We start from the raw sequence: 20,653 nt of genomic DNA, 5'->3' as shown, positions 1-20,653 counted from the left end.
TGTGGCAATCAGGAACCCCGGGCGAGGCCAGGCCCTAATCCGCGGGCTTCCTTGGTCAGGGAGGCGAAGACCAGTTCGCCGTCGCCGAGGACTGAGTCCACACCGGTGGCGCCTGCCCGGCGCCGTGTGCTGCCCGCAACCATGACGCCGTGGATGTCGACGCCGGTGTGGATGTTCAGGCGTTCGAAGGCCGCGGCGAGGACCTCGGTGGGCGAGTTGCCGGCTCCGGCGCGTGCTGCGTAGACCGAGTTGGCGACGCCGACGCTGAGGTTCTGGTGCCCGTGGAAGCTCACCTGGGCGTCGGTGCCGAGTTCGGTGACCAGGGCGGAGACGCCCTCGGAGGCGTTCTCCAGGATCAGGGCGCCGGCCGAGTCCACGACGTAGACGCACTGGCAGTCGGCGTCGGCCATGATCCGTGCCTGCTTCGCCAGGTTTTCCGGGGTGGCGCGGTGGGCGAGCATGAGGAACCCGACGGTTTCCATGCCGAGAGGTGGTGATGCCGAGCCGGGCGGCCCGGGCGAGGCTGTCGGACGCCCGGACCCGGGAGACGATCTACATCCTGTCCAAGGAAGGCGCCGCTTCGGCCGCGCCGCTGACGACAGCGCTCACTGTGGCCATCGCCGAGGCGATGGAGGAACGGGCGGAGCGCAACGGCGGACGTCTGGATCTGCCTGCAAGGAGCGCATCTTCGATGTCTCCAATCTCGCGGAGCTGGACCGTGGCCGCGCCGTCGTTCTCGCCTCCGGAGCACCCGCCACTCTTGTGCGCAACGACGGTGGCCACGCTCACGGGACCCCTGCAACCGAGCCGGCAGAAGCACCTCAGCCGGTGTTCGGCTCGGTCGAGGAGTTCCTGCACGAACAGCTGCTGGCGACCTATGTTCGCGATGTCGATGACCGCAGCGCCAAGTGGTGCATGGAGTGGTCCTGGCGGACCGCCCCTCTTCTCATGTCTCTGGTTACGCTGTGGCTTCTCATTTCCCAGGCGGACACGACGTCGTCTCGGAACTTGGTGGACCGGGGGTTATCTGCGCGGAAGGCCGGGGTCGCGCCTTGCAATCCGAGAGTCTCGCGCGACGGCGCGTACGAGACATTTGGTGGTAGTGGCGTCAAGGACATCTGGTGTCACGCCACATTGTCTTTCAAGTAGTCCGGGGATTCTTGGAATCAAGTGACGGTGCTACCGGGCTCCGGGACGCACCTGGCGCATCAGCCCCATGTTTATGAACTGAGCATCGCGCCTCTCTTGTAATCCAAGTCACAGGCGCATACGATTGCCTAAACGCGCATACGAATGCGCATTCGATTGCTTCAAGAACTGCCCGGCCGTTGAGATCTTTGGAGGACATCATCGTGGATGTAACACGGACAAACCATGCCGCCCCAGCCGTGGGCGGGAACCGCGAGCCCGAGGCGTACGGCCAGGGCGCGGCGGCCGAACTCGCAGGCGTTTCGAAGATCTTTGGCTCGACGGTGGCCGTCTCTGAGGTGTCATTCCAGCTGTTCACCGGAGAGGTTCTGGCGCTCGTGGGCGAAAACGGTGCAGGAAAGAGCACGTGCGTGAAGATGCTTGGCGGCGTCTATCACCCCGACGGCGGAACCGTACGCATCGCGGGGGAGGACGTCCATTTTCCGACCGCTCTGGAAGCGCACAAACACGGAGTGGCAGTCGTCCATCAGCACCCTGGGCTCTTCGCTGATCTGTCCATCGCGGAAAACGTTTTTGCCGGGCAGCCGCTGCGCTCCCGGACGGGCCTGCTGGATCACACGAGGATGAAATCCGAGGCACAGAAGGTCCTGGCGCAGCTCGGACTCGAACGGCCCGTGACGATGCCCGTCGGCTCTCTGCGCGTCTCCGAGCAGCAGCTCGTTGAGATAGCGAGGGCCTTGGTCTCAGAATCGAAGGTCCTGATCCTGGATGAGCCGACCGCGGCCCTGACCACCGCCGAGGTGGACCGCCTGTTCGAGGTCATCGAACGCCTCAAGGAGCAGGGCGTCGCGATGATGTGCGTGGGCCACCGTCTTGAGGAAATCTTCAGAATTTCGGACCGCCTGACAGTGCTTCGCGATGGCGCGGTCGTCGACACCTGCCGGACATCGGAAGTCACCGAAGAAGAGATCGTGAAGCTCATGGTCGGCCGGGCACTGGGCGACCTGTATGAACGGTCTGCAGCCGTACTCGGAGACACCGTCCTGGAACTCCAAGGACTGTCTTCCGAGGGAAAATTCAGAAATATCGATCTGAGCGTCCGCGCAGGCGAAGTCGTGGGAATGGCCGGGCTCATCGGCAGCGGCCGCACCGAAGTGGCGCGTGCCATTTTCGGGATGGAACGGCCAACGTCCGGCAAAATCCTGATCCACGGCCACGAGCAGACCATCAAATCCGCGGCCCACGCCATCTCCGAAGGGATCGCCTACGTCTCCGAGGACCGCCGCGGCCAAAGCATAGTTGAAGACTTCACTATCCTGGACAACGCCACACTGCCCGTCGTCGGCAAGGCCACAAAATGGGGTCTGATCAGCACCAAAGCCGAGCTCGCCATGGTGCAGGGCCCCCTGGAGCGGATGAAACTGAAGTTCGCCGGCTACGACCAGCCGATCGGCAACCTCTCGGGCGGCAACCAGCAGAAAGTTGTCCTGGCCAAATGGCTGGCGACCCAACCGAAGCTGCTGATCCTGGATGAACCCACGCAAGGCATCGACGTGCAGGCAAAAGCGGAAGTCCACCGGATAATCCGGGAACTCTCCGCACAGGGGATCGCCATCCTGCTGATTTCCTCGGACATGCCCGAACTTCTTGGGGCATGCGACCGGATCTACGTCATGAAACACGGCGACCTCGTCGCGGAATTCGACCGCGAGCACGCCAACCAGTACGACATCGGCCTCGCAGCCACCGGCCTGCACGCATCCACACGAAGCACCAGGAAAACCGCGGCGGAACCCGCATCAGGCAAGGAACCGCCGGAGACACGGCCGGCGCGGCCGAAACGGCCCGCGGATACGGCGTGGGACCGCGGCCTCTCCTGGATCCGACAGGCACTGGGACGCCGCGAACTGGGACTCCTGCTGGCGCTCGCGGCCGTCGTGGCACCCCTGAGCCTGCTCAACACCAACTTTTACTCCGGTGACAACCTGCACGACCTGGCCGACTACTCGGCGATGCTCGGCATCGTCGGGATCGGCCAAATGCTGGTGATCCTCACCAGGAACATCGACCTTTCCGTCGCCTCCACCCTCGGCCTTGCCGCGTACGCCTCCGCCGCGACCATGCGGGCGGTACCGGACGCTCCAATCCTTCTGGGCATCGGCGTCGCCCTCGCGGTCGGACTGCTCTGCGGCCTCATCAACGGGGCAGTCATCGCCTACGGCGGAGTCCCCTCCATCGTGGTGACACTTGGAACACTGGCTCTGTACCGAGGCGTCTTGAGCATCATCTCCTCAGGAGACCGCGTCAAGCCCGAACAGGTTTCAGATGACTGGCTCTCCATGACCAAAACGGCCATCTTCGGCATCTCACCCGTCCAGCTCAGCGCCATCGCCGTATTTGCCCTGGCCGGCTTCATTCTCTGGTGGACTGCCAAGGGCCGCGAAACCTACTTCGCCGGATCCAACCCCGCCGGCGCGGAACTGATCGGTATCCCGGCCAAACGCCGCACCCTGGCCGCCTTCACCATCTCGGGACTCCTCGCCGGCGCCGTCGGCGCCATGTGGGCCTCCTACTACCCCTTCGTGGACGGACAGGTGGCCTTCGGCCTGGAGACTGCCATCATCGCCGGCGTCGTCGTCGGCGGAGTCGCCCTCAGAGGCGGGTCCGGCACCGTCGTCGGAGTCCTGATCGGCACGGTGGGACTCCTGGCCATCAGGAAGGTGCTGACCATAGCCGGCGTACCGGACCAATACCTGCAGGCAGTCTACGGAGCTGCGATCATTGCCGCCGTCTCCGTGGACGTCGTACTCCACGGCCGCCGGAACAAGGCGAAAGGACACTGACCATGTCGACAACAACCACCACCGGATGGCCCCACCGGCTCCAATCCCGGATGCTGTCCTGGGAAGGGCTCCTCGGAGCCTTCGCCATCGCTCTGATCGTAACCGCCGCCATCACTACCCCGGGTTTCTCTGACGGCTACAATCTGGGATCATCCGTTGCTCGCATGGCTGCGAAAGCCCTGATGGTGCTGCCCCTGGTGTTCCTCATCATCGCCCGCGAAATCGACATCTCCGTCGCCAGCACGGCCGGACTGGCCGGCATCGCTTTCGGCCTGACTGTCCAGTCCGGCGGATCAACGCTGGCCGCCGTTGCCGTGGCACTGGCAGTAGGACTTGCCTGCGGCGCCCTCAACGGCTTCTTCGCGGCGGTGCTCGGTCTGCCGTCCCTCGTGGTCACTCTGGGGACCTTGGCCCTGTTCCGCGGGCTGTGCTACGTGCTCGTCGGAGGCACACCGATCAGCAATATGCCTCCGGAAATCATCTCGCTGGGCAATGACTCAATACTCGGGACCTACATCCCCGCAGCCATCGTTCCTTTCCTGCTCCTGGCGCCCGTATTCTACATAGTCCTGCACAAGACACCCTTCGGCCGCCGCGTCTTCGCCATCGGCGGCAACCCCGGCACGGCCTCGTACTCCGGCATCAGGAAATCGCGGATCGTCTTCCAGCTGTTCGTCACCTCCGGGCTGGTCGCGGCCCTCGCCGGCATCATCCACGTCGGCATCACCTCCTCGGCAGCGCCGGACGGCGCCATCGGATACGAACTGGACGTGGTCACGGTCGTGTTCCTCGGCGGGGTGAGTTTCCTGGGCGGCAAGGGCAAAATGACCGGCGTCTTCTGGGCTCTGGTCGTTGTCATCGCCATCCGCAGCATGCTCCAGCTGCAGAACTTCGGCGCCTATGGCCAGGCGGCCGTCGTCGGGCTGGTCCTGATCGTTTCCCTGCTGATGGCAAACATCGTCAACCGCACCTCGGCCATGCTGGCCAGCCGCCGGACCCGGGCCCAAAAGCTCGGCAACCCGGCCCCTGAACCAGCCGCAATCGTTCTACCCACCAAATAACCAGCCTCAACCACACGAAATCACAGGAGATTTACATGCGTACACCTGCACGGGCTGCACTGTCGGGCCTTGCCGTTCTTAGCCTCGCAAGCCTTGCATTGACTGCTTGCACTCCCTCCGGAGGCACAGCCGCCTCCGGAGGAGGCAGCTGCACTCCCAAGGACAACATCACCGTCGGCTACATTCCCAAACTTGGTGATGACCCCTACATGACCACCGTCAGGGACGGCGCCCAGAAGGCAGCCACCGAACTCGGCGGCACCAACAAGGTCGTCTACACCTCGCCCAGCGAAGCGACCGGGTCCGCCCAGATCCCGTTTGTCCAACAGCTGATCTCACAGAAGGTTGACGTCATCGCCATCTCAGGCAGTGACCTCAACGGTGCGGCGGCGGAGTTGAAGAAGGCCCAGGCCCAGGCCATCAAGGTCATTACCTTCGACTCCGATGTCGCCCCCGACGCGCGGTCCCTGTTCATCAACCAGGCTAAGACCGATGAGCTGGGAACCGGGATGCTGGACAGCATGAGCAACCTTCTCGGCGGCACGGGGGAGTTCGCCATCCTCTCCTCCACCCAGACGGCGGTCAACCAGAACGCCTGGATCGCCGACATCAAAAAGCGTCTCGGGAGCGAAGCGAAGTTCAGCGGCATGAAACTGGTCGACGTTGTCTACGGAGAAGAAAAGGCAGATGTCAGCGCCAACCGCGCCAAAGAGCTGGTAACCACCCACCCCAACCTCAAGGGCATCATCGTCCCCGCCGGAATTTCCCTGCCGGCCGCGGCAACAGCCCTGGATGAAATCGGCGCCCTGGGCAAGGTCAAGCTCACCGGGCTGGCGCCCGCGTCCTTGATCAAGAAGCAGATCCAGACCGGTAACGTACAGGACATCTGGTGGAACGTCACCGATCTGGGCTACCTGTCCTTCTACGCCGCCAAAGCCGCCGCCAGCTGCACCGTGACCGGAAAAGCGGGCGAGAAATTCGATGCCGGCAAGCTGGGCTCTTACACGGTGGGCGATGAGAAGACCGTCATCCTCGGACCGGCCAAGATTGTCACCACCGCGAACGTGAACGAATTCGCGTTCTGATGTCCCCTGCGGCTGGCCCGGCATCCCGGGCCAGCCGCAGGCACCAACTACAAGGAGTTAAAGTCATGGAGCTGAGCAAGCAGCGGCCGTTTCCAGAGATCCTGGAAGCCGACGTGGACCAGCTGGCGCAACGGATCCTGGGCAACCTGGCACCCGGTTCCCGGATGATCCTTGGCCTGTGCGGGGCGCCGGGGGCCGGCAAGTCCACCTTCGCCGACCAGCTCGCGGACCGGCTGGGCAGCGACCGTGCGGTAGTGGTGCCCATGGACGGCTTCCACCTCGGTCACGAGGTCATCAAGGATTCTCCGAAGCTTGACCGTAAAGGCGCGATCGACACCTTCGACGTCGGCGGCTACCGGTCCCTGCTTCAGCGGATCAGGTCCCGCGATGAAGACGTTGTTTACGCGCCGCTGTACCGGCGGGGACTCGAAGAACCCATCGCGGCGTCCATCGCTGTGCCCCGGGACCTTCCGGTGGTCATCACGGAAGGGAACTACTTGCTGGCCCCTGATCCCCGGTGGCAGGCGGTCCGCGCCGAACTGGACCAGGTCTGGTACCTGGAAACCCCTGACGAGCTCCGCGTAGCCAGACTCGTTGACCGGCACGTCCACTTCGGTAAGGCACTGGCCCGAGCGGTGGAATGGGTACACCGGTCCGACGAACCCAACGCGGAGTTCATCCGGACCACCAGGCACTCGGCCGACCTGGTCATCAGGCTTTCATGACGGCGCCACCGCCCGGCGTGCAATGGGAAAAGCAGGCAGATGGAACAATGAATGCAGCGGAAGGAGATCACATGGTAACCATGAGCGACGTGGCACAGGTCGCCGGCGTTTCACAGACCACGGTCTCCCATGTGTTGAACAAGACCCGCCGCATCGCCCCGGAAACTGAGAGGGCCGTTGCCGCAGCGATCGAGGCAACCGGCTATCTCAATGACGGGATTGCGAAGTCCCTGCGCACCGGCAAAACACACTCGATCGGCCTTGCCATCTCGGCGATGTCGAACCCGTACTTCGGTGAAGTTGTCCACTCCATCGAAAAACATGTCACCGATCTGGGCTACAGCCTCCTCCTGGCCGATACACACGATGATCCCGACCGGGAGCTCCGGGCCGTCCGCGACCTCCTCGCCCACCGTCCCGACGGAATCATCCTTGCCCCCTCGGCGGACCCGCAGGAAGCCTTGCGCCAGATCTCACGCCGGAAAATCCCCACCATCCTGATTGACAGGGTCCCCGAGCATCTGGACCCGTCGCAGCCCGTCGACGCCATCGGCGTCGAAAACACCGAGCCCACCGCGGAGCTCGTCCGGCATCTGGCCGAACGGGGCCACCGCCGCATCGCAATGGTCTCCGGCCGGCCAGGGCTTCGCACCACGCTCGAAAGAGTCGATGGCTACCTCCTCGGCCTGCGACAGGCCGGAATCGGCGTCGACGAGACCCTCATCCGGGACGGACACTCCGAAGCCGAACCCGCACGGCAGGCCATCAAGTCGCTGATGGCACTGAAATCACCACCTACCGCGCTCATCACGGGTAACAACCAAATGACTATCGGAGCCATGGCAGCCCTACGGGACCTCGGCCTGCAGGTACCGGATGACATAGCCCTCGTAGCCTTCGACGACTTCCCCTGGGCAGACCTGTTCCACCCCCGCCTGACCGTCATGGCCCAGCCCATCGAAGAACTCGGAACCCTGGCCGCCGAAATGCTGTTCCAACGGCTCCAGGAACCCGATCTCAAACCCCGCGAAATACGCCTCAGCCCCCGGCTGATCGTCCGGGACTCCGGCGGAACAGGCATCTAACCGCCGCCCCACTGCCAACACACCTCCCCGCTAACACCTAGACCTCCACGGACGCCGCGGCCATGCCGTCGTGCCCGCTTCACCTCCATCACGCCCACGCCGCGCCTCCGCGATGCCCCCTGCCCAAAACCTCAAGGAAAGAGTCCTCTCATGACCCTCAACCTCGCTGAATCCCTTTGCTCCATCTCGACGAAAGCAACCGCATCCGACTGGCGTGAAGCCATCCGCCTTTCCGGCGACGGCCTCGTTTCGGGAGGGGCGACGACTGATGAGTACACAGACCAAATGATTGCCGCCGTCGTGGAGCACGGTCCCTACATCGTTATCGCACCTGGAATCGCTCTCGCCCACGCACGCCCCTCCGATGCCGTCCTCCACGGCGGGCTCAGCTGGGTCAGTCTCGAAACTCCAGTCGAGTTCGGGCACCCGAAAAATGATCCCGTAACCCTGGTCATCGGGCTGGCGGCCGTTGACCACACCACCCACATCGACGTCCTGAAGGCAGTCGCGGGTGTGCTCTCCGACAAAGCCGTCCGAGCGCGTCTGGATGCAGCCACAACTGACGAAGAAGTGCGCACGATCCTCGGTGAAGCCGCCTCGGCTTCCTGATCTTCGACCAAAACCCAAAGAAATCCAGATCCACCTTAATGAAAGGCACCACCATGAAAATCGTTGCAGTGTGCGGCATGGGCATTGGCACATCAATTCTGCTCAAGATGAACGCGGAAAAAGTCCTCGCAAAGCTCGGAATCGACGCGGACGTCGAAGCCGCCGACATCGGCGTCGCCAAGGGCGCGGCACAGACCGCCCAAATCGTCCTCACATCCGACGAACTCGCCGGCGAACTCGGACAGGTCCCCGCAAACGTCATCATCATCAACAACTTCTTCGATCTCGATGAGATCACGGACAAGCTCACCGAAGCCGTCCGATAACCCGCCCCCCACCTAATCGAAAGGACCACCCGCCATGGAGTGGCTCATAGTTGTACTGAATTTCATCGGGCACCAGATCCTGAATGTGCCCGCCTACTTAATTGGCATCATTACCGCCGTTGGCCTGGTAGCGCTGCGGCGAAACGCAGGGCAGGTTATCGGCGGAGCGCTCAAGGCAGCCATGGGCTTCCTCATCCTGGGTGCTGGAGCCACCGTTGTGGTCGGCTCCCTGGATCCCCTCGGCAAGCTCATCCTCGCGGTGACAGGCGCCCAGGGCGTCATCCCGACAAACGAGGTCATCACGGCCATGGCCCAAAAGCAGTTCGGCGCCCAAAGCGCCTACGTGCTGACTCTTGGCTTCCTTGTCATGCTCGTCCTGGCACGGTTCACTCCCTTGAAGTATGTGTTCCTGACCGGGCACCACATGGTGTTCATGGCAACCATGATCACCGTCGTGCTCTCCGTGGGATTCGGGGAGAACCTGGGCTGGCTTGTCGTCCTGATCGGCGCGGTCCTGCTCGGCGTCATCATGGTGGTCATGCCCGCCTTCCTCCACCCCTGGACGAAGAAAATCACCGGAAACGACGCCATCGCCATCGGCCACTTCGGTTCGCTCGGATACATCGCTGCCGGCGCCGCAGGTCAAGCCGTCGGGCGCCGCAGCAAATCGAGCGAGGAAATCCAGTTCCCGCAAGGACTCAAATTCCTTCGTGACTCAATGGTCGCGACGTCACTCTCAATGGTTCTCATCTACATGGTCTTCACCATTTGGGGACTCATCGCACTGCCCCTCGACAAGGCACTGGCGATCTTCAAGGCCAGTGACTCCGGTGATTTCGTCATGACAGGATTCGCGCAGGCCCTCCAGTTCGGAGTCGGTGTGGCCGTCATTCTCTACGGTGTCCGCACTGTCCTTGGCGAACTCGTCCCCGCGTTTCAGGGAATCGCAGAAAAAGTCGTCCCGGGCGCCAAACCGGCTCTCGATATCCCGATTGTCTTTCCCTTCGGTGCTAACGCCGTGCTGATCGGATTTCTGAGTTCATTCGCAGGCGGACTCCTCGCACTTGGTGTCCTGGCCCTCTGGCTGAACCCGGTCTTCGGCCTGGCGCTCATCCTCCCCGGCATGGTTCCGCACTTCTTCACCGGCGGCGGCGCCGGGGTCTATGGCAACTCAACCGGAGGACGGCGCGGCGCGGCCGTCGGCGGCTTCGTCAACGGTGTGATCATCACGATCCTTCCCGCCGTTCTCCTCCTGGTGCTGGGCCAGTTCGGCCTGTCAAACAGCACGTTTGGTGACGCCGACTTTGGCTGGTTCGGTACCCTCATCGGTCTCAGCCTTCGTGGCGGAACTGCCGTCGGCGCCGTCCTGACCATCCTGATCGCCGTCGCACTGGTCACTTCCGCCATCATCTTCCAACTCAAGGTCGTCAACTCCGGATGGATTCCCGGCGCGCACCGAGACGCCTGGATCGCCGAAGAAAAGGCAGCCGAAGCCGAGGAAAAAGCAGCCGCAAAGGAGGCCGCCCGGAAGGAGCCGGCACAGAGCCCGGCGTCATAGGCCGCCGGAAACGCTCACCGCCGCCCTCGCACCGAAACAAACGTGAAGGCATGCGCCTGCTGACGCCACCACTTCCATTCATATAGAGGACCTTCACGATGACAGAACGCACGACCACCATTGCCAGCCGGGTGGGTCTGCATGCCCGCCCCGCCGCGATCTTCGCCGAAGCAGCCGGCGAGCTTCCTCTCGAAGTGACCATCTCAGTCGAAGGCGCCCCGGACAGCGAAGCAGTTGACGCCTCAAGCATGCTTTCGCTGATGGGCTTGGGGGCAACCCACGGCACCACGGTCGTGCTCCGCGCGGAAGGAACCGGCGCCGATGAAGCACTCGATGCACTCGTGCAGATCCTCCAAACGGACCACGACGCACACCGCTAACGGCCAGGTACCCCAGGAATGCCGCCGCTGAGACCGAGAGCTCGCGGGGACTGGCGGCAGCACCCTCACTGGTCTGCCGGGAGCACCTGCTCCCGGCAGACCAACCAAAAACACATGAACATGACAAGCAGCGCCGCAAAGAGACCTGATCGGACGCTGCTGCTAATCCGAACCACCAGATATCCCAGGAGCTTTGACATGACGACCAACCCCACCCAGCAGCTCTCCGACGCCGGCGTCTCCATCTGGCTCGACGACCTGTCCCGCGGCCGCCTCACCACCGGCACCCTCCGCAAGCTGATCGAAGAGAAGAACGTTGTCGGTGTCACCACGAACCCCAGCATCTTCCACGCCGCGATCACCACCGGCCACGACTACGACGCCGTCATCGCCGCCCAGGCTGCAGCCGGCGCCACCGTTGAAGAGACCGTCTTCGAGATCACCACCACCGATGTGGCCGACGCCTGCGAGCTGTTCGCTCCCGTCGCCGCGGCAACCAACGGTGTTGATGGCCGCGTGTCCATCGAAGTGGACCCCCGCCTCGCCTGGGACACCGCCGGCACCATCGTCGAAGCCAAGCACCTCTACAAGAAGGTCAATAAGGACAACGTACTGGTCAAGATCCCGGCAACCCTTGAAGGCCTCGAGGCCATCACGGCCACCTTGGCCGAAGGCATCAGCGTCAACGTCACCCTGATCTTCTCGCTGGAACGCTACCGCGCCGTGATCAAGGCCTTCCAGTCGGGCCTGGAGCAGGCCATGGACAATGGCCACGATCTCTCCAGGATCCACTCCGTGGCATCCTTCTTCGTCTCCCGCGTGGACTTGGAAACCGACAAGCGCCTGGACGCCATCGGCACCCTCCAGGCCAAGTCGCTTAAGGGAATGGCAGGCATTGCCAACGCCCGCCTGGCCTACGAGGTCTACGAGGAGCTTTTCTCCACCCAACGCTGGGCGCCTTTGGCGAAAGCCGGCGCCCTGCCGCAGCGTCCGTTGTGGGCCTCCACCGGTGTGAAGGATCCGGCTTACCCGGACACCATGTACGTCACAGAGCTCGTGGCACCGGGCGTTGTGAACACCATGCCGGAGAAGACCCTCGACGCCACATTCGACCACGGTGTCATTGCCGGAGACACGGTTTCCACACACTTCAACGATGCCGTCGCGGCCCTCAGCGAACTGGAGAGCGTGGGCGTCTCCTACAACGACGTCGTGGCACTGCTGGAATCTGAAGGCCTGGAGAAGTTCGTAGCCAGCTGGAAGGAACTGCTCGCCGACGTTGAGGAAGCTCTCGCCGCTGCACGGAACGCATCCACCTAAGTACCTACAATGCACAACTCCGCCGCCCTGGGCGCCCGTCCACCCCCATGTCTCTTAGCCGCAGCACGACACCAGAAGCGGACTCGATGTTCGCGCGCATTCATGCATTGGGTTCGACCCGTTCGGTTGGTCAGAACTCATCGAACGGCCCTCGACCATCAGGACGAGCAGACCAGTCACATCGGCCGATCGGAATTCCTGCAGATAGCAGCCGCCACAGGCCGCCGGGGACCTGGCCGAAACTGCATTCAATCCACATCCAGCATGAAGAAAGATCCAGCATGAAAATAGGTATCCTGACCAGCGGGGGCGACTGCCCCGGACTAAATGCGGTCATCCGCGGGGCCGTGCTCAAAGGCATCAAGGCCTACGGCCACACCTTCGTCGGATTCCGTGATGGATGGCGCGGAGTAGTGGACGGGGAGGTGCTGGAACTTCCCAGAGAAAAAGTACGAGGAATCTCCAAACAGGGAGGCACCATCCTTGGAACCTCACGGACGAATCCGTTCGACGGACCCAACGGCGGCGCCCACAACATAAAGATGACCCTCGTATCATTGGGCATCGACGCCCTCATTGCCATCGGAGGGGAAGGAACGCTGGCCGCGGCCCAGCGCCTGTCGCAAGAGGGCCTCAAAATTGTCGGTGTTCCGAAAACTGTGGACAACGACCTGGCGGCTACCGACTACACTTTCGGTTTCGACACGGCCGTCCAGATTGCCACGGAAGCCATCGACAGGCTGCGAACCACCGGCGAATCACACCACCGATGCATGGTCGCGGAAGTCATGGGTCGGCATGCCGGCTGGATCGCCCTCCACGCGGGCATGGCAGCAGGGGCACACGCCATTCTCATCCCTGAACAACCAGTATCGGCAGCCCAAATCGCGACGTGGGTCCAGGAAGCCCAGCGGCGCGGACGCGCGCCCCTGGTAGTCGTGGCAGAGGGATTTATCGAACAGGGCCAGGAGGCGGCGCACTCCGGTCGTGGGCTCGATACGTTCGGACGGCCACGACTGGGCGGAATTGGCGAAAAGCTCGCCCCCGAAATCGAGGCACGGACCGGAATCGAGACCCGCGCTACCGTGCTTGGCCACATACAACGTGGGGGAGTGCCCTCTGCATTCGACCGCGTCCTGGCCACACGGCTGGGCATGGCCGCAGTCGACTCTGTGGCGCACAACCGCTGGGGGACCATGGTCACCCTCAAGGGAACGTCAATCGAATCCATTGATTTCGATACCGCCCTAGGGAGCCTGAAAACCGTACCTCAGGAACGCTGGGACGAAGCAAGTCTCCTTTTCGGCTAAGTGCCAGATAAGAAGGCAGCCAATTTCCATTCAGACTAAAGGGAAGAGCGATGAAACGTGCTAAGAGTCTGCTGGACGGCCACGACTGGGACGCACAGGAGTTCAGCCAAAAGGACGACCAATGGCAGAACCGCCATCGCAAAATGCTTGTCTGCCTCTCCTGCAACGCTCCCGCCGTTCACAGGGCAGGTTCGCAGCGGAAGCCGTCCTTCGCGGCACAACACCACGACGACTGTCGACTCAGACCCGCCAAATGGAGTGCCTTCAGATTTCTCCAGTAACGGGCATCCTGTGCGTCTTGAAGATCAGTTGGCAGACGTTGAGGGCGCGCCCCGGCCCCGTCAGGGCAAGGCCCGTTCGGGTGCCGGCTACGGCAGCGGATGCCTGGCGATCCGCAGGTAGTGCTCCAGGACGTGGTCGGCGATCGCCAGGGCGGAGGTCGCGGCCGGGGAGGGTGCATTGCGCAGCAGGGTGACGGCGCCGAGCCGGTCCACGGCGAAATCGTCGAGCAGGGACCCGTCCGCGTCCCAGGCATGGGCCCGGACGCCCGCGCCGGCCTTCGCCGCCAGGTCTGAAGGTTGCGGGGCGGGCAGGAACTGCCGGGCCTGCCGGAAGTACAGCGGTTTGAGCAGCGACGCCGAAATTTCCCGCACCCCCATCCGCCAGTGTTTCCGCGCCAGGGCCGGCGCCCCGGGCCAGCCCAGCGACGCCAGCGTGTCCTTCAGCGACACCCGGCCCCACGAGTAGCCTTCCCGCGCCACGGCCGGCACCGCGTTGGGGCCCACGCGGACGTCGTCGTAGACGCCGCGGGTGAAGTGCACGCCCAGGAAGGGGAAACGCGGATCCGGGACCGGGTAGATCATGCCGTTCACCAGGTGGCTCCGCTCGGCGGCCATCACCCAGTATTCGCCGCGGAACGCAAGGATCGCGGGGGACGGGCTGGCCCCCACCAGTTTCGCCACCAGATCGGACTGCAGCCCCGCGCACACCACCAGGCGGTCGAAGCTGTGCGTGCCGGCCGGAGTGGACACGTGCGCCGGCCCGTGCGCGTTCTTCACGGCCACGACCTCCTGGCCCAGCAGCACGGACCCGCCGCCCCAGCCGCACGTCCTGCGCGAGGGCTTCGGTGATCGCCGCGTAGTCCACGACGGCGGTTTCCGGCGAGTGGACGGCGGCCACGCCCGCTGCGTGCGGCTCGATCTCCCTCAGCTGCGCGGCGTTGAGCCGCTTCACGCCGGGGACCTGGTTTTCCCTGGCGCGGCGTTCGATCTCGTCCAGCCGGGGGAGCTCCTCGTCGGTGACGGCGACCACCAGCTTCCCGAGTTTACGGTAGGGCAGCCTTTGTCCCGGCAGTAGCGGGTGAGGGCCCGGCCCCGGGCGCAGAGGACGGCCTTGAGCGGCCAGGTGGAGAATCACCGCGGCTTCCACCGGGAACCGGACGTACACTGGCCTTCGAATCACCGTGCGTGAAGATCCTGAAGCGCATGCAGGCATGGTTGGAGACCGGATGCTCTGGAGACTGCTCGTTGAATACCTGCGGCCGCAGCGGCGGCTGCTGTCCGCCGTCGTCGTTTTCCAGCTGGCGCAGTCCACCGCGTCGCTGTACCTGCCCACCCTGAACGCGGACATCATCGATGAGGGCGTCGCGAAGGGGGACACCGGGTACATCCTGCGCACCGGCACCCTGATGCTGGTCATCACCCTGCTGCAGATCGCCTGCGCCGTCACCGCCGTGTATTTCGGTGCGAAGGCGGCGATGGGCCTGGGCCGGGACCTGCGCGGGGCGGTCTTCACGCGGGTGGCGGAGTTCTCCGAGCAGGAGGTCACCCGCTTCGGCGCGCCGTCGCTCATCACCCGCTCCACCAACGACGTCCAGCAGGTCCAGCAGCTCGTGCTGATGTCCGCCACGCTGATGGTCGCGGCGCCCATGCTCAGCATCGGCGGGGTCATCATGGCCATCCGCCAGGACGTGCAGCTGTCCTGGCTCATCGCCGTCAGCGTGCCGGTGCTGCTGGCCGGGATCGGGGTGATCATCACCCGGATGGTCCCGCTGTTCCGGCTGATGCAGGTCCGGATCGACGCCGTCAACCGGGTGCTCCGCGAACAGCTCACCGGCATCCGGGTGGTGCGCGCCTTCGTCCGCGAGGACATCGAGACCGGCCGGTTCGCCAAGGCCAACGAGGACGTCACGGACACGGCCCTGCGCGCCGGACGGCTGATGGCGCTCGCGTTTCCCGTGGTGATGCTGGTCCTGAACGTCTCCAGCGTGGCCGTGATCTGGTTCGGGGCGTTCCGGATCGAGGACGGCTCCATGCAGGTGGGCACCATGATCGCCTTCCTCAGCTACCTGATGCAGATCCTGATGTCGGTCATGATGGCCACGTTCATGGCCATCATGATCCCGCGCGCGGCGGTCTCGGCGGACCGGATCGGGGAGGTGCTGGGGACCGAATCCAGCGTCCGGCCGCCGGCGCACCCGGTCGGCTTTGCCGGCGGCACCGTGCACGGTTCCCGGGGGCGGGGCGAGCTTCAGATGAGCGACGTCGGCTTCGCCTACCCGGGTGCCGAGCGGCCGGTCCTGGCCGGCATCGGCTTCACCGCCCGTGCCGGGCAGACGACGGCGATCATCGGCAGCACGGGCTCGGGCAAGACCACCCTGGTGAACCTCATGCCGCGGCTCTTCGACGCGACGTCCGGCTCGGTGCGGATCGGCGGGGTGGACGTGAAGGAGCTGCACCCGGACCTGCTGTGGGGGCACATCGGCCTGGTCCCGCAGAAGCCCTACCTGTTTTCCGGCACGGTCCGCAGCAACCTGCTGTACGGCAAACCCGACGCCACGGAGGAGGAGCTCTGGCGGGCGCTGTCCATCGCGCAGGCGGAGGACTTCGTGGCCGAGATGGAGGGCGGGCTGGACGCGCCGATCTCGCAGGGCGGCACCAACGTCTCCGGCGGGCAGCGGCAGCGGATCGCGATCGCCCGGGCGCTGGTGAAACGGCCCGAGCTGTACATCTTCGACGACTCGTTCTCCTCGCTGGACACCGCCACCGACGCCCGGCTCCGGCAGGCCCTCAAACGGCACACCGCCGGCGCCACCCTGGTGATCATCGCCCAGCGCGTGTCCAGCATCGCCGACGCGGACCAGATCCTCGTGCTCGACGCCGGCAGGATCGTCGCGCACGGCACGCACGGCGAGCTGCTCGGCACCTCGGAAACGTACCGCGAGATCGTGAACTCGCAGCTGGCCGCGGAGGAGACGGTATGAGCCGCACCGACAAGGCCCCCACCCCGGCGGCTCCCGCTGCCGGGCCCGGCGCGCCCAGGCCCGGCGGGGAACCCGCCGTCGTCCGCATGCCGCCGCGCCCGCCGGGCGGACCGGGCCGCGGGGGACCGTTCGCGGGGATGAACATCCCGGCGGAGAAGCCGATGAACTTCTGGCCCTCGGCGAAACGGCTGCTCGGGACCCTGCGCCCGGAGCGGCTCTGGCTCGTGCTGGTCCTGGTGCTCGCCGTCGGCAGCGTGACGTTCTCGGTGATCGGGCCGCGGCTGCTCGGCGAGGGGACCAACCTGATCTTCTCCGGCGTCGTGTCCAAGCAGCTCCCGCCCGGCGTGAGCAAGGCCCAGCTGATCGCGCAGCTGCGCGCCGCGGGCGAGAACCAGAAGGCGGACATGCTCAGCGCCATGACGCTGACCCCCGGCACCGGGATCGACTTCACCGCCCTGTCCACCGTGCTGCTGTGGGCGCTGGCGCTGTACGTGCTGGCCTCCGCGTTCGGCTGGGTGCAGGCGTACGTGCTCAACGGCGTCGTGCAGCGCACCATGTACCGGCTGCGCGAGCGGATCGAGGCGAAAATCCACCGGCTGCCGCTGCGCTACTTCGATTCGGTGCAGCGCGGCGAGCTGCTGAGCCGGGTGACCAACGACGTCGACAACATCTCGCAGAGCCTGCAGCAGTCCATCAGCCAGGCGGTCACGTCGCTGCTGACGGTGGCGGGGGTGCTGGTGATGATGGTCATCCTCTCGCCGACGCTGGCCATCATTGCGCTGGTGACCATTCCGCTGACGCTCGCGACCACGGCGGTGATCGCGAAGCGCTCGCAGAAGCTGTTCGTGGCGCAGTGGAAGCACACCGGCGAGCTGAACGGGCAGATCGAGGAGACCTACACCGGGCACGCGCTGGTGAAGGTGTTCGGGCGGCAGCGGGAGGTGGAGGAGCGGTTCCGGCAGAAGAACACGGAGCTGTACCAGGCCAGCTTCGGCGCGCAGTTCATTTCGGGGCTGATCATGCCGGCCATGACGTTCATCGGGAACCTCGTCTACGTGGGGATCGCGGTGGTGGGCGGGCTGCAGGTGGCTTCGGGTGCGATGCAGCTCGGCGACGTGCAGGCGTTCATCCAGTACTCCCGGCAGTTCACCCAGCCGCTGGCCCAGCTCGGGTCCATGGCCAACCTGCTGCAGTCCGGGGTGGCATCGGCGGAGCGGGTGTTCGAGCTGCTGGACACGGAGGAGCAATCGCTTGATCCTGTTCCTTCTGTGGCGCCGAACGGCGGCCGGGGCCGGCTGGTGTTCGAGAACGTCTCGTTCTCCTATTCGCCGGACAAGCCCCTGATCGCCGACCTGAGCCTGGTGGCGGAGCCCGGGCAGACCGTGGCGATCGTGGGGCCCACCGGGGCGGGCAAGACGACGCTGGTGAACCTGATGATGCGGTTCTATGAGCTCGACGCCGGGCGGATCACGCTCGACGGCGTGGACGTCACCGCGATGACGCGCAACGAGCTGCGCTCGCGGATGGGCATGGTGCTGCAGGATACGTGGCTGTTCGGCGGGAGTATCCGGGACAACATCGCCTACGGCCGGCCTTCGGCCTCGGAGGAGGAGATTCTGGAGGCGGCCCGGGCGACGTACGTGGACCGCTTCGTGCGGTCCCTGCCGGAGGGCTACGACACGGTGCTCGACGACGAGGGCTCCAACGTGTCGGCGGGGGAGAAGCAGCTGCTCACGATTGCCCGGGCCTTCCTGGCCCGTCCGTCCGTGCTGATCCTGGACGAGGCGACCAGCTCGGTGGACACCCGCACCGAGGTGCTGGTGCAGAAGGCGATGAGTGCGCTGCGCTCCGACCGGACCAGCTTCGTGATCGCACACCGCCTCTCCACCATCCGCGACGCCGACCTCATCCTGGTGATGGAATCCGGGCAGATCGTTGAGCAGGGGAACCATGCCGAGCTGTTGGCCGCGGGCGGGGCGTACGCGGCGCTGTACGCCGCGCAGTTCGCGGCTCCGGTGGCGGAGGTATAGGTGCGCTGCTCCGCTTGGCCGCTTGGCGGGACCACGCGTAGACCATCCATGGTGCGACAGGGCGGGTAGCCTCATCACCCGAGGGTTCAGCTGTGCGCTGTTATCGGCGTTTGGATCCTTGAGATTGGAGGAAACGGTGTTGCCATGTTGAGCTCGGTCCGATGTCGATTGGTAGACGAGACACTGTGGGCCACGAGCGCCCCGCACCTAAGCGTTCTGAACTGCCGACTAGTAGTAGTAGAACCTCCTTGCCGGGGGACGCGGTAAGTTGCGTAGTTAATTGCTGAAGATAAGGGCCGGGCCGTGCGACCTGGCCCTTATCTTCACGAAAAGGAGTTAGCGAAGTGCGCCGATGTGCGAAGGAAGCTTGATTCCCAAACGTTCAAATCGCTTGGTAAATGCTGCCTCCCCGCCTTCCATTATCTGACATACAGCGCTTCGGACATCCTTTCTTTCGAGCGCGCCAGTCGCATGGATCGACGTCGTTTCAGCGGATCTCTGGAGGACGATGACGTTTTCGGCGTTTCCGTTTACGACAATATTCGCGTTATGGGTGACGACGATGACTTGGCGACAACTTTTGATTGACCGCAGAGTGCCAACAACCAATGAATAGATGAGTTGGTTCTCGAGATCGTCTTCCGGTTGGTCCAAAATGAGGGGCTCGGTTCCCATGCTTAGAACGAAGGCAAGCAGGGCGGCGGTTCGTTGTCCAGGGGATCCTTCGGAAATTGGACTCCAGGGAGAGCTTTCGTCGGATTTGTATCGTACGTGGACTGAATCCTCCGGAAACCATGTGTCAATCTCTTCCAGATCGGATCGAGATAGACCCCGGATGTGGTCAACCAACCTTCCATCGATTTTTCGTCCTTTGAAAACAGACTCAACCTCACTGCCGCTGGCAAGTTCGATAGTCGCATTCTTGAGGGTCTCAACCTTCATGCTGAATTGCGGAGAACGACCGTCTGGGATGCCTTTGAAGAAAACCTGCCGGAACTGTTCGGACGACAGAGCCGGTACGTCGGTGACCCGCGTGACCTGCTCCTCGATCGCCGGCCGGCCTTCCGATGCCAGCGAGGAAAGCTCCGGCGAAAACCGCTTCGAGTCCCACACCCAGCCAGGCGACGGCGTGGGTATGAGGGGCTAAACGCCAAAGGACGACGGCGGGAGGGGTTGCCTCCCGCCGTCGTCCTTGGGCGCTGCTAACTGCTTGGACGCCGGCTTTATGCGCCGTGGTTCAGGCTGAGCGTGAAGGTGTTGGGTCCGCTGGCGTGGACCGCGATGTTGCTCTTGGCGGTGTTGTGGAGCTCCGAGAGGTCGTGGACCAGGGCGTCCAGCTCGTGGTGCATGGTGGAGCGGTCCCAGAGCTTGTGGGTTACAGAGTCGGCAGTTTCAAACGTCATTGTTCAGTGCTTCCATTCATGAATCCGGATGTCCGGCTGCCGCGCCACTGCGGAGCTGCGGTAGGTCCAATCCAGGAACGCCTGTGACCCTTGGGCAGCTCTGCGAGCTCACAGGTTTGGCCTCATTGCGTCCACCAGGATGGGTAAAACTTTGCCTCTAATCCACTGCCTCCGCTTCGCGTAGGAGTGCTCGGGGGCTGCTTCGGCTGGGACGTGCCGCCCGACCATGCCTTTTCATAGTGCACAGCGCGGCGCCGACGTCTCAAGCGGATTTGGGATTATTGCGGGTGAGTCTCGGCGTTCCGGTCTGCCCGGGCATTGCAAACGGCCGCGGCGGCTGTTTGGCGACCGGCGTCATGTCCGTGTATCCATGGCCTCGGACTCCGCCCTAACCTCGATCTTTCATGAGGCGTGGTTTCCAGTGGGTCAGGGCTTACCGGCTGCCTGATGGTTCTTATGGTGGCATTTGGGTGTGACATTTTGACCGCTGACCATCTGGCGGTTGTC

Annotated in this window: 18 protein-coding genes and 1 pseudogene; 13 read left to right on the top strand and 6 right to left on the bottom strand. The window is 64.2% G+C overall.

Annotation, left to right across the window (positions count from 1 at the left end):
- Positions 1 to 8: 8 nt before the first annotated feature.
- Both J9611_RS15905 and J9611_RS22790 read right to left on the bottom strand, forming a co-directional pair.
- Positions 9 to 482: a hydroxymethylglutaryl-CoA lyase-like TIM-barrel protein gene (locus tag J9611_RS15905; RefSeq protein WP_246527907.1), complete on the bottom strand. Its 474-nt coding sequence runs from the start codon at positions 480 to 482 to the stop codon at positions 9 to 11.
- A 70-nt stretch (positions 483 to 552) separates the two neighbouring features.
- The gene (locus J9611_RS22790; protein WP_211881516.1) at positions 553 to 789 is read right to left on the bottom strand and encodes a hypothetical protein; all 237 of its coding nucleotides are present in this window, start codon (positions 787 to 789) and stop codon (positions 553 to 555) included.
- A 563-nt stretch (positions 790 to 1,352) separates the two neighbouring features.
- Here J9611_RS22790 and J9611_RS15895 point away from each other — a divergent pair.
- From J9611_RS15895 to J9611_RS15845, 11 genes are all read left to right on the top strand, one after another.
- A complete protein-coding gene (locus J9611_RS15895) occupies positions 1,353 to 3,992 on the top strand; it encodes an ATP-binding cassette domain-containing protein (protein ID WP_211881514.1) in 2,640 nt (879 codons plus the stop codon).
- A gap of 2 nt (positions 3,993 to 3,994) precedes the next feature.
- On the top strand, positions 3,995 to 5,053 hold the full coding sequence (locus tag J9611_RS15890; protein ID WP_211881512.1) for an ABC transporter permease: 1,059 nt from the start codon (positions 3,995 to 3,997) through the stop codon (positions 5,051 to 5,053).
- A 35-nt stretch (positions 5,054 to 5,088) separates the two neighbouring features.
- Positions 5,089 to 6,138, top strand: a complete 1,050-nt coding sequence (locus J9611_RS15885; protein WP_281414577.1) for a rhamnose ABC transporter substrate-binding protein — start codon at positions 5,089 to 5,091, stop codon at positions 6,136 to 6,138.
- 65 nt (positions 6,139 to 6,203) lie between these two features.
- Entirely contained in the window at positions 6,204 to 6,863 is a 660-nt protein-coding gene (locus J9611_RS15880) for a nucleoside/nucleotide kinase family protein (protein WP_211881508.1), read from the top strand.
- A 71-nt stretch (positions 6,864 to 6,934) separates the two neighbouring features.
- Positions 6,935 to 7,948 carry a LacI family DNA-binding transcriptional regulator gene (locus tag J9611_RS15875; RefSeq protein ID WP_211881505.1) on the top strand — a complete coding sequence of 338 codons (1,014 nt, stop codon included), beginning with the start codon at positions 6,935 to 6,937 and terminating at the stop codon, positions 7,946 to 7,948.
- 150 nt (positions 7,949 to 8,098) lie between these two features.
- Positions 8,099 to 8,557 (top strand): PTS sugar transporter subunit IIA, encoded by a 459-nt coding sequence (locus tag J9611_RS15870; protein WP_211881503.1) that lies wholly within the window; start codon positions 8,099 to 8,101, stop codon positions 8,555 to 8,557.
- A gap of 53 nt (positions 8,558 to 8,610) precedes the next feature.
- On the top strand, positions 8,611 to 8,883 hold the full coding sequence (locus J9611_RS15865; protein WP_211881501.1) for a PTS sugar transporter subunit IIB: 273 nt from the start codon (positions 8,611 to 8,613) through the stop codon (positions 8,881 to 8,883).
- Between the two features lie 34 nt (positions 8,884 to 8,917).
- On the top strand, positions 8,918 to 10,441 hold the full coding sequence (gene ulaA / locus J9611_RS15860; protein ID WP_211881499.1) for a PTS ascorbate transporter subunit IIC: 1,524 nt from the start codon (positions 8,918 to 8,920) through the stop codon (positions 10,439 to 10,441).
- Between the two features lie 98 nt (positions 10,442 to 10,539).
- Entirely contained in the window at positions 10,540 to 10,821 is a 282-nt protein-coding gene (locus tag J9611_RS15855; RefSeq protein ID WP_211881497.1) for an HPr family phosphocarrier protein, read from the top strand.
- Positions 10,822 to 11,019: 198 nt separating this feature from the next.
- A complete protein-coding gene (tal, locus tag J9611_RS15850) occupies positions 11,020 to 12,141 on the top strand; it encodes a transaldolase (protein WP_211881496.1) in 1,122 nt (373 codons plus the stop codon).
- 281 nt (positions 12,142 to 12,422) lie between these two features.
- On the top strand, positions 12,423 to 13,451 hold the full coding sequence (locus J9611_RS15845; protein WP_211881539.1) for an ATP-dependent 6-phosphofructokinase: 1,029 nt from the start codon (positions 12,423 to 12,425) through the stop codon (positions 13,449 to 13,451).
- A 368-nt stretch (positions 13,452 to 13,819) separates the two neighbouring features.
- Here the strand turns inward: J9611_RS15845 and J9611_RS22360 are convergent, their stop codons facing one another.
- Both J9611_RS22360 and J9611_RS22785 read right to left on the bottom strand, forming a co-directional pair.
- On the bottom strand, positions 13,820 to 14,536 hold the full coding sequence (locus J9611_RS22360; protein ID WP_307857127.1) for an FAD-dependent oxidoreductase: 717 nt from the start codon (positions 14,534 to 14,536) through the stop codon (positions 13,820 to 13,822).
- A 73-nt stretch (positions 14,537 to 14,609) separates the two neighbouring features.
- Positions 14,610 to 14,945: pseudogene (locus J9611_RS22785) on the bottom strand (hypothetical protein); the annotation flags it as partial.
- A 13-nt stretch (positions 14,946 to 14,958) separates the two neighbouring features.
- Between J9611_RS22785 and J9611_RS15830 the strand changes: the two are divergent.
- Both J9611_RS15830 and J9611_RS15825 read left to right on the top strand, forming a co-directional pair.
- Positions 14,959 to 16,713, top strand: coding sequence for an ABC transporter ATP-binding protein (locus tag J9611_RS15830; protein ID WP_211881494.1), 1,755 nt, complete (start codon positions 14,959 to 14,961; stop codon positions 16,711 to 16,713).
- Entirely contained in the window at positions 16,710 to 18,743 is a 2,034-nt protein-coding gene (locus tag J9611_RS15825; protein WP_211881493.1) for an ABC transporter ATP-binding protein, read from the top strand. The genes J9611_RS15830 and J9611_RS15825 overlap by 4 nt, the downstream gene beginning before the upstream one ends.
- Positions 18,744 to 19,079: 336 nt before the next feature.
- Here J9611_RS15825 and J9611_RS15820 read toward each other — a convergent pair whose 3' ends face one another.
- Positions 19,080 to 19,856 carry an AAA family ATPase gene (locus tag J9611_RS15820; protein ID WP_211881492.1) on the bottom strand — a complete coding sequence of 259 codons (777 nt, stop codon included), beginning with the start codon at positions 19,854 to 19,856 and terminating at the stop codon, positions 19,080 to 19,082.
- Positions 19,857 to 19,966: 110 nt separating this feature from the next.
- Positions 19,967 to 20,146, bottom strand: a complete 180-nt coding sequence (locus J9611_RS15815; RefSeq protein WP_211881491.1) for a hypothetical protein — start codon at positions 20,144 to 20,146, stop codon at positions 19,967 to 19,969.
- Between the last annotated feature and the right edge of the window lie 507 nt (positions 20,147 to 20,653).

The organism is Pseudarthrobacter albicanus (assembly GCF_018224015.1).
GTDB classification, from domain to species: Bacteria; Actinomycetota; Actinomycetes; order Actinomycetales; family Micrococcaceae; genus Arthrobacter; species Arthrobacter albicanus.
The sequence above is the reverse complement of the archived record's forward strand: the minus strand, read 5'-3'. Positions and strand labels throughout refer to the sequence as shown.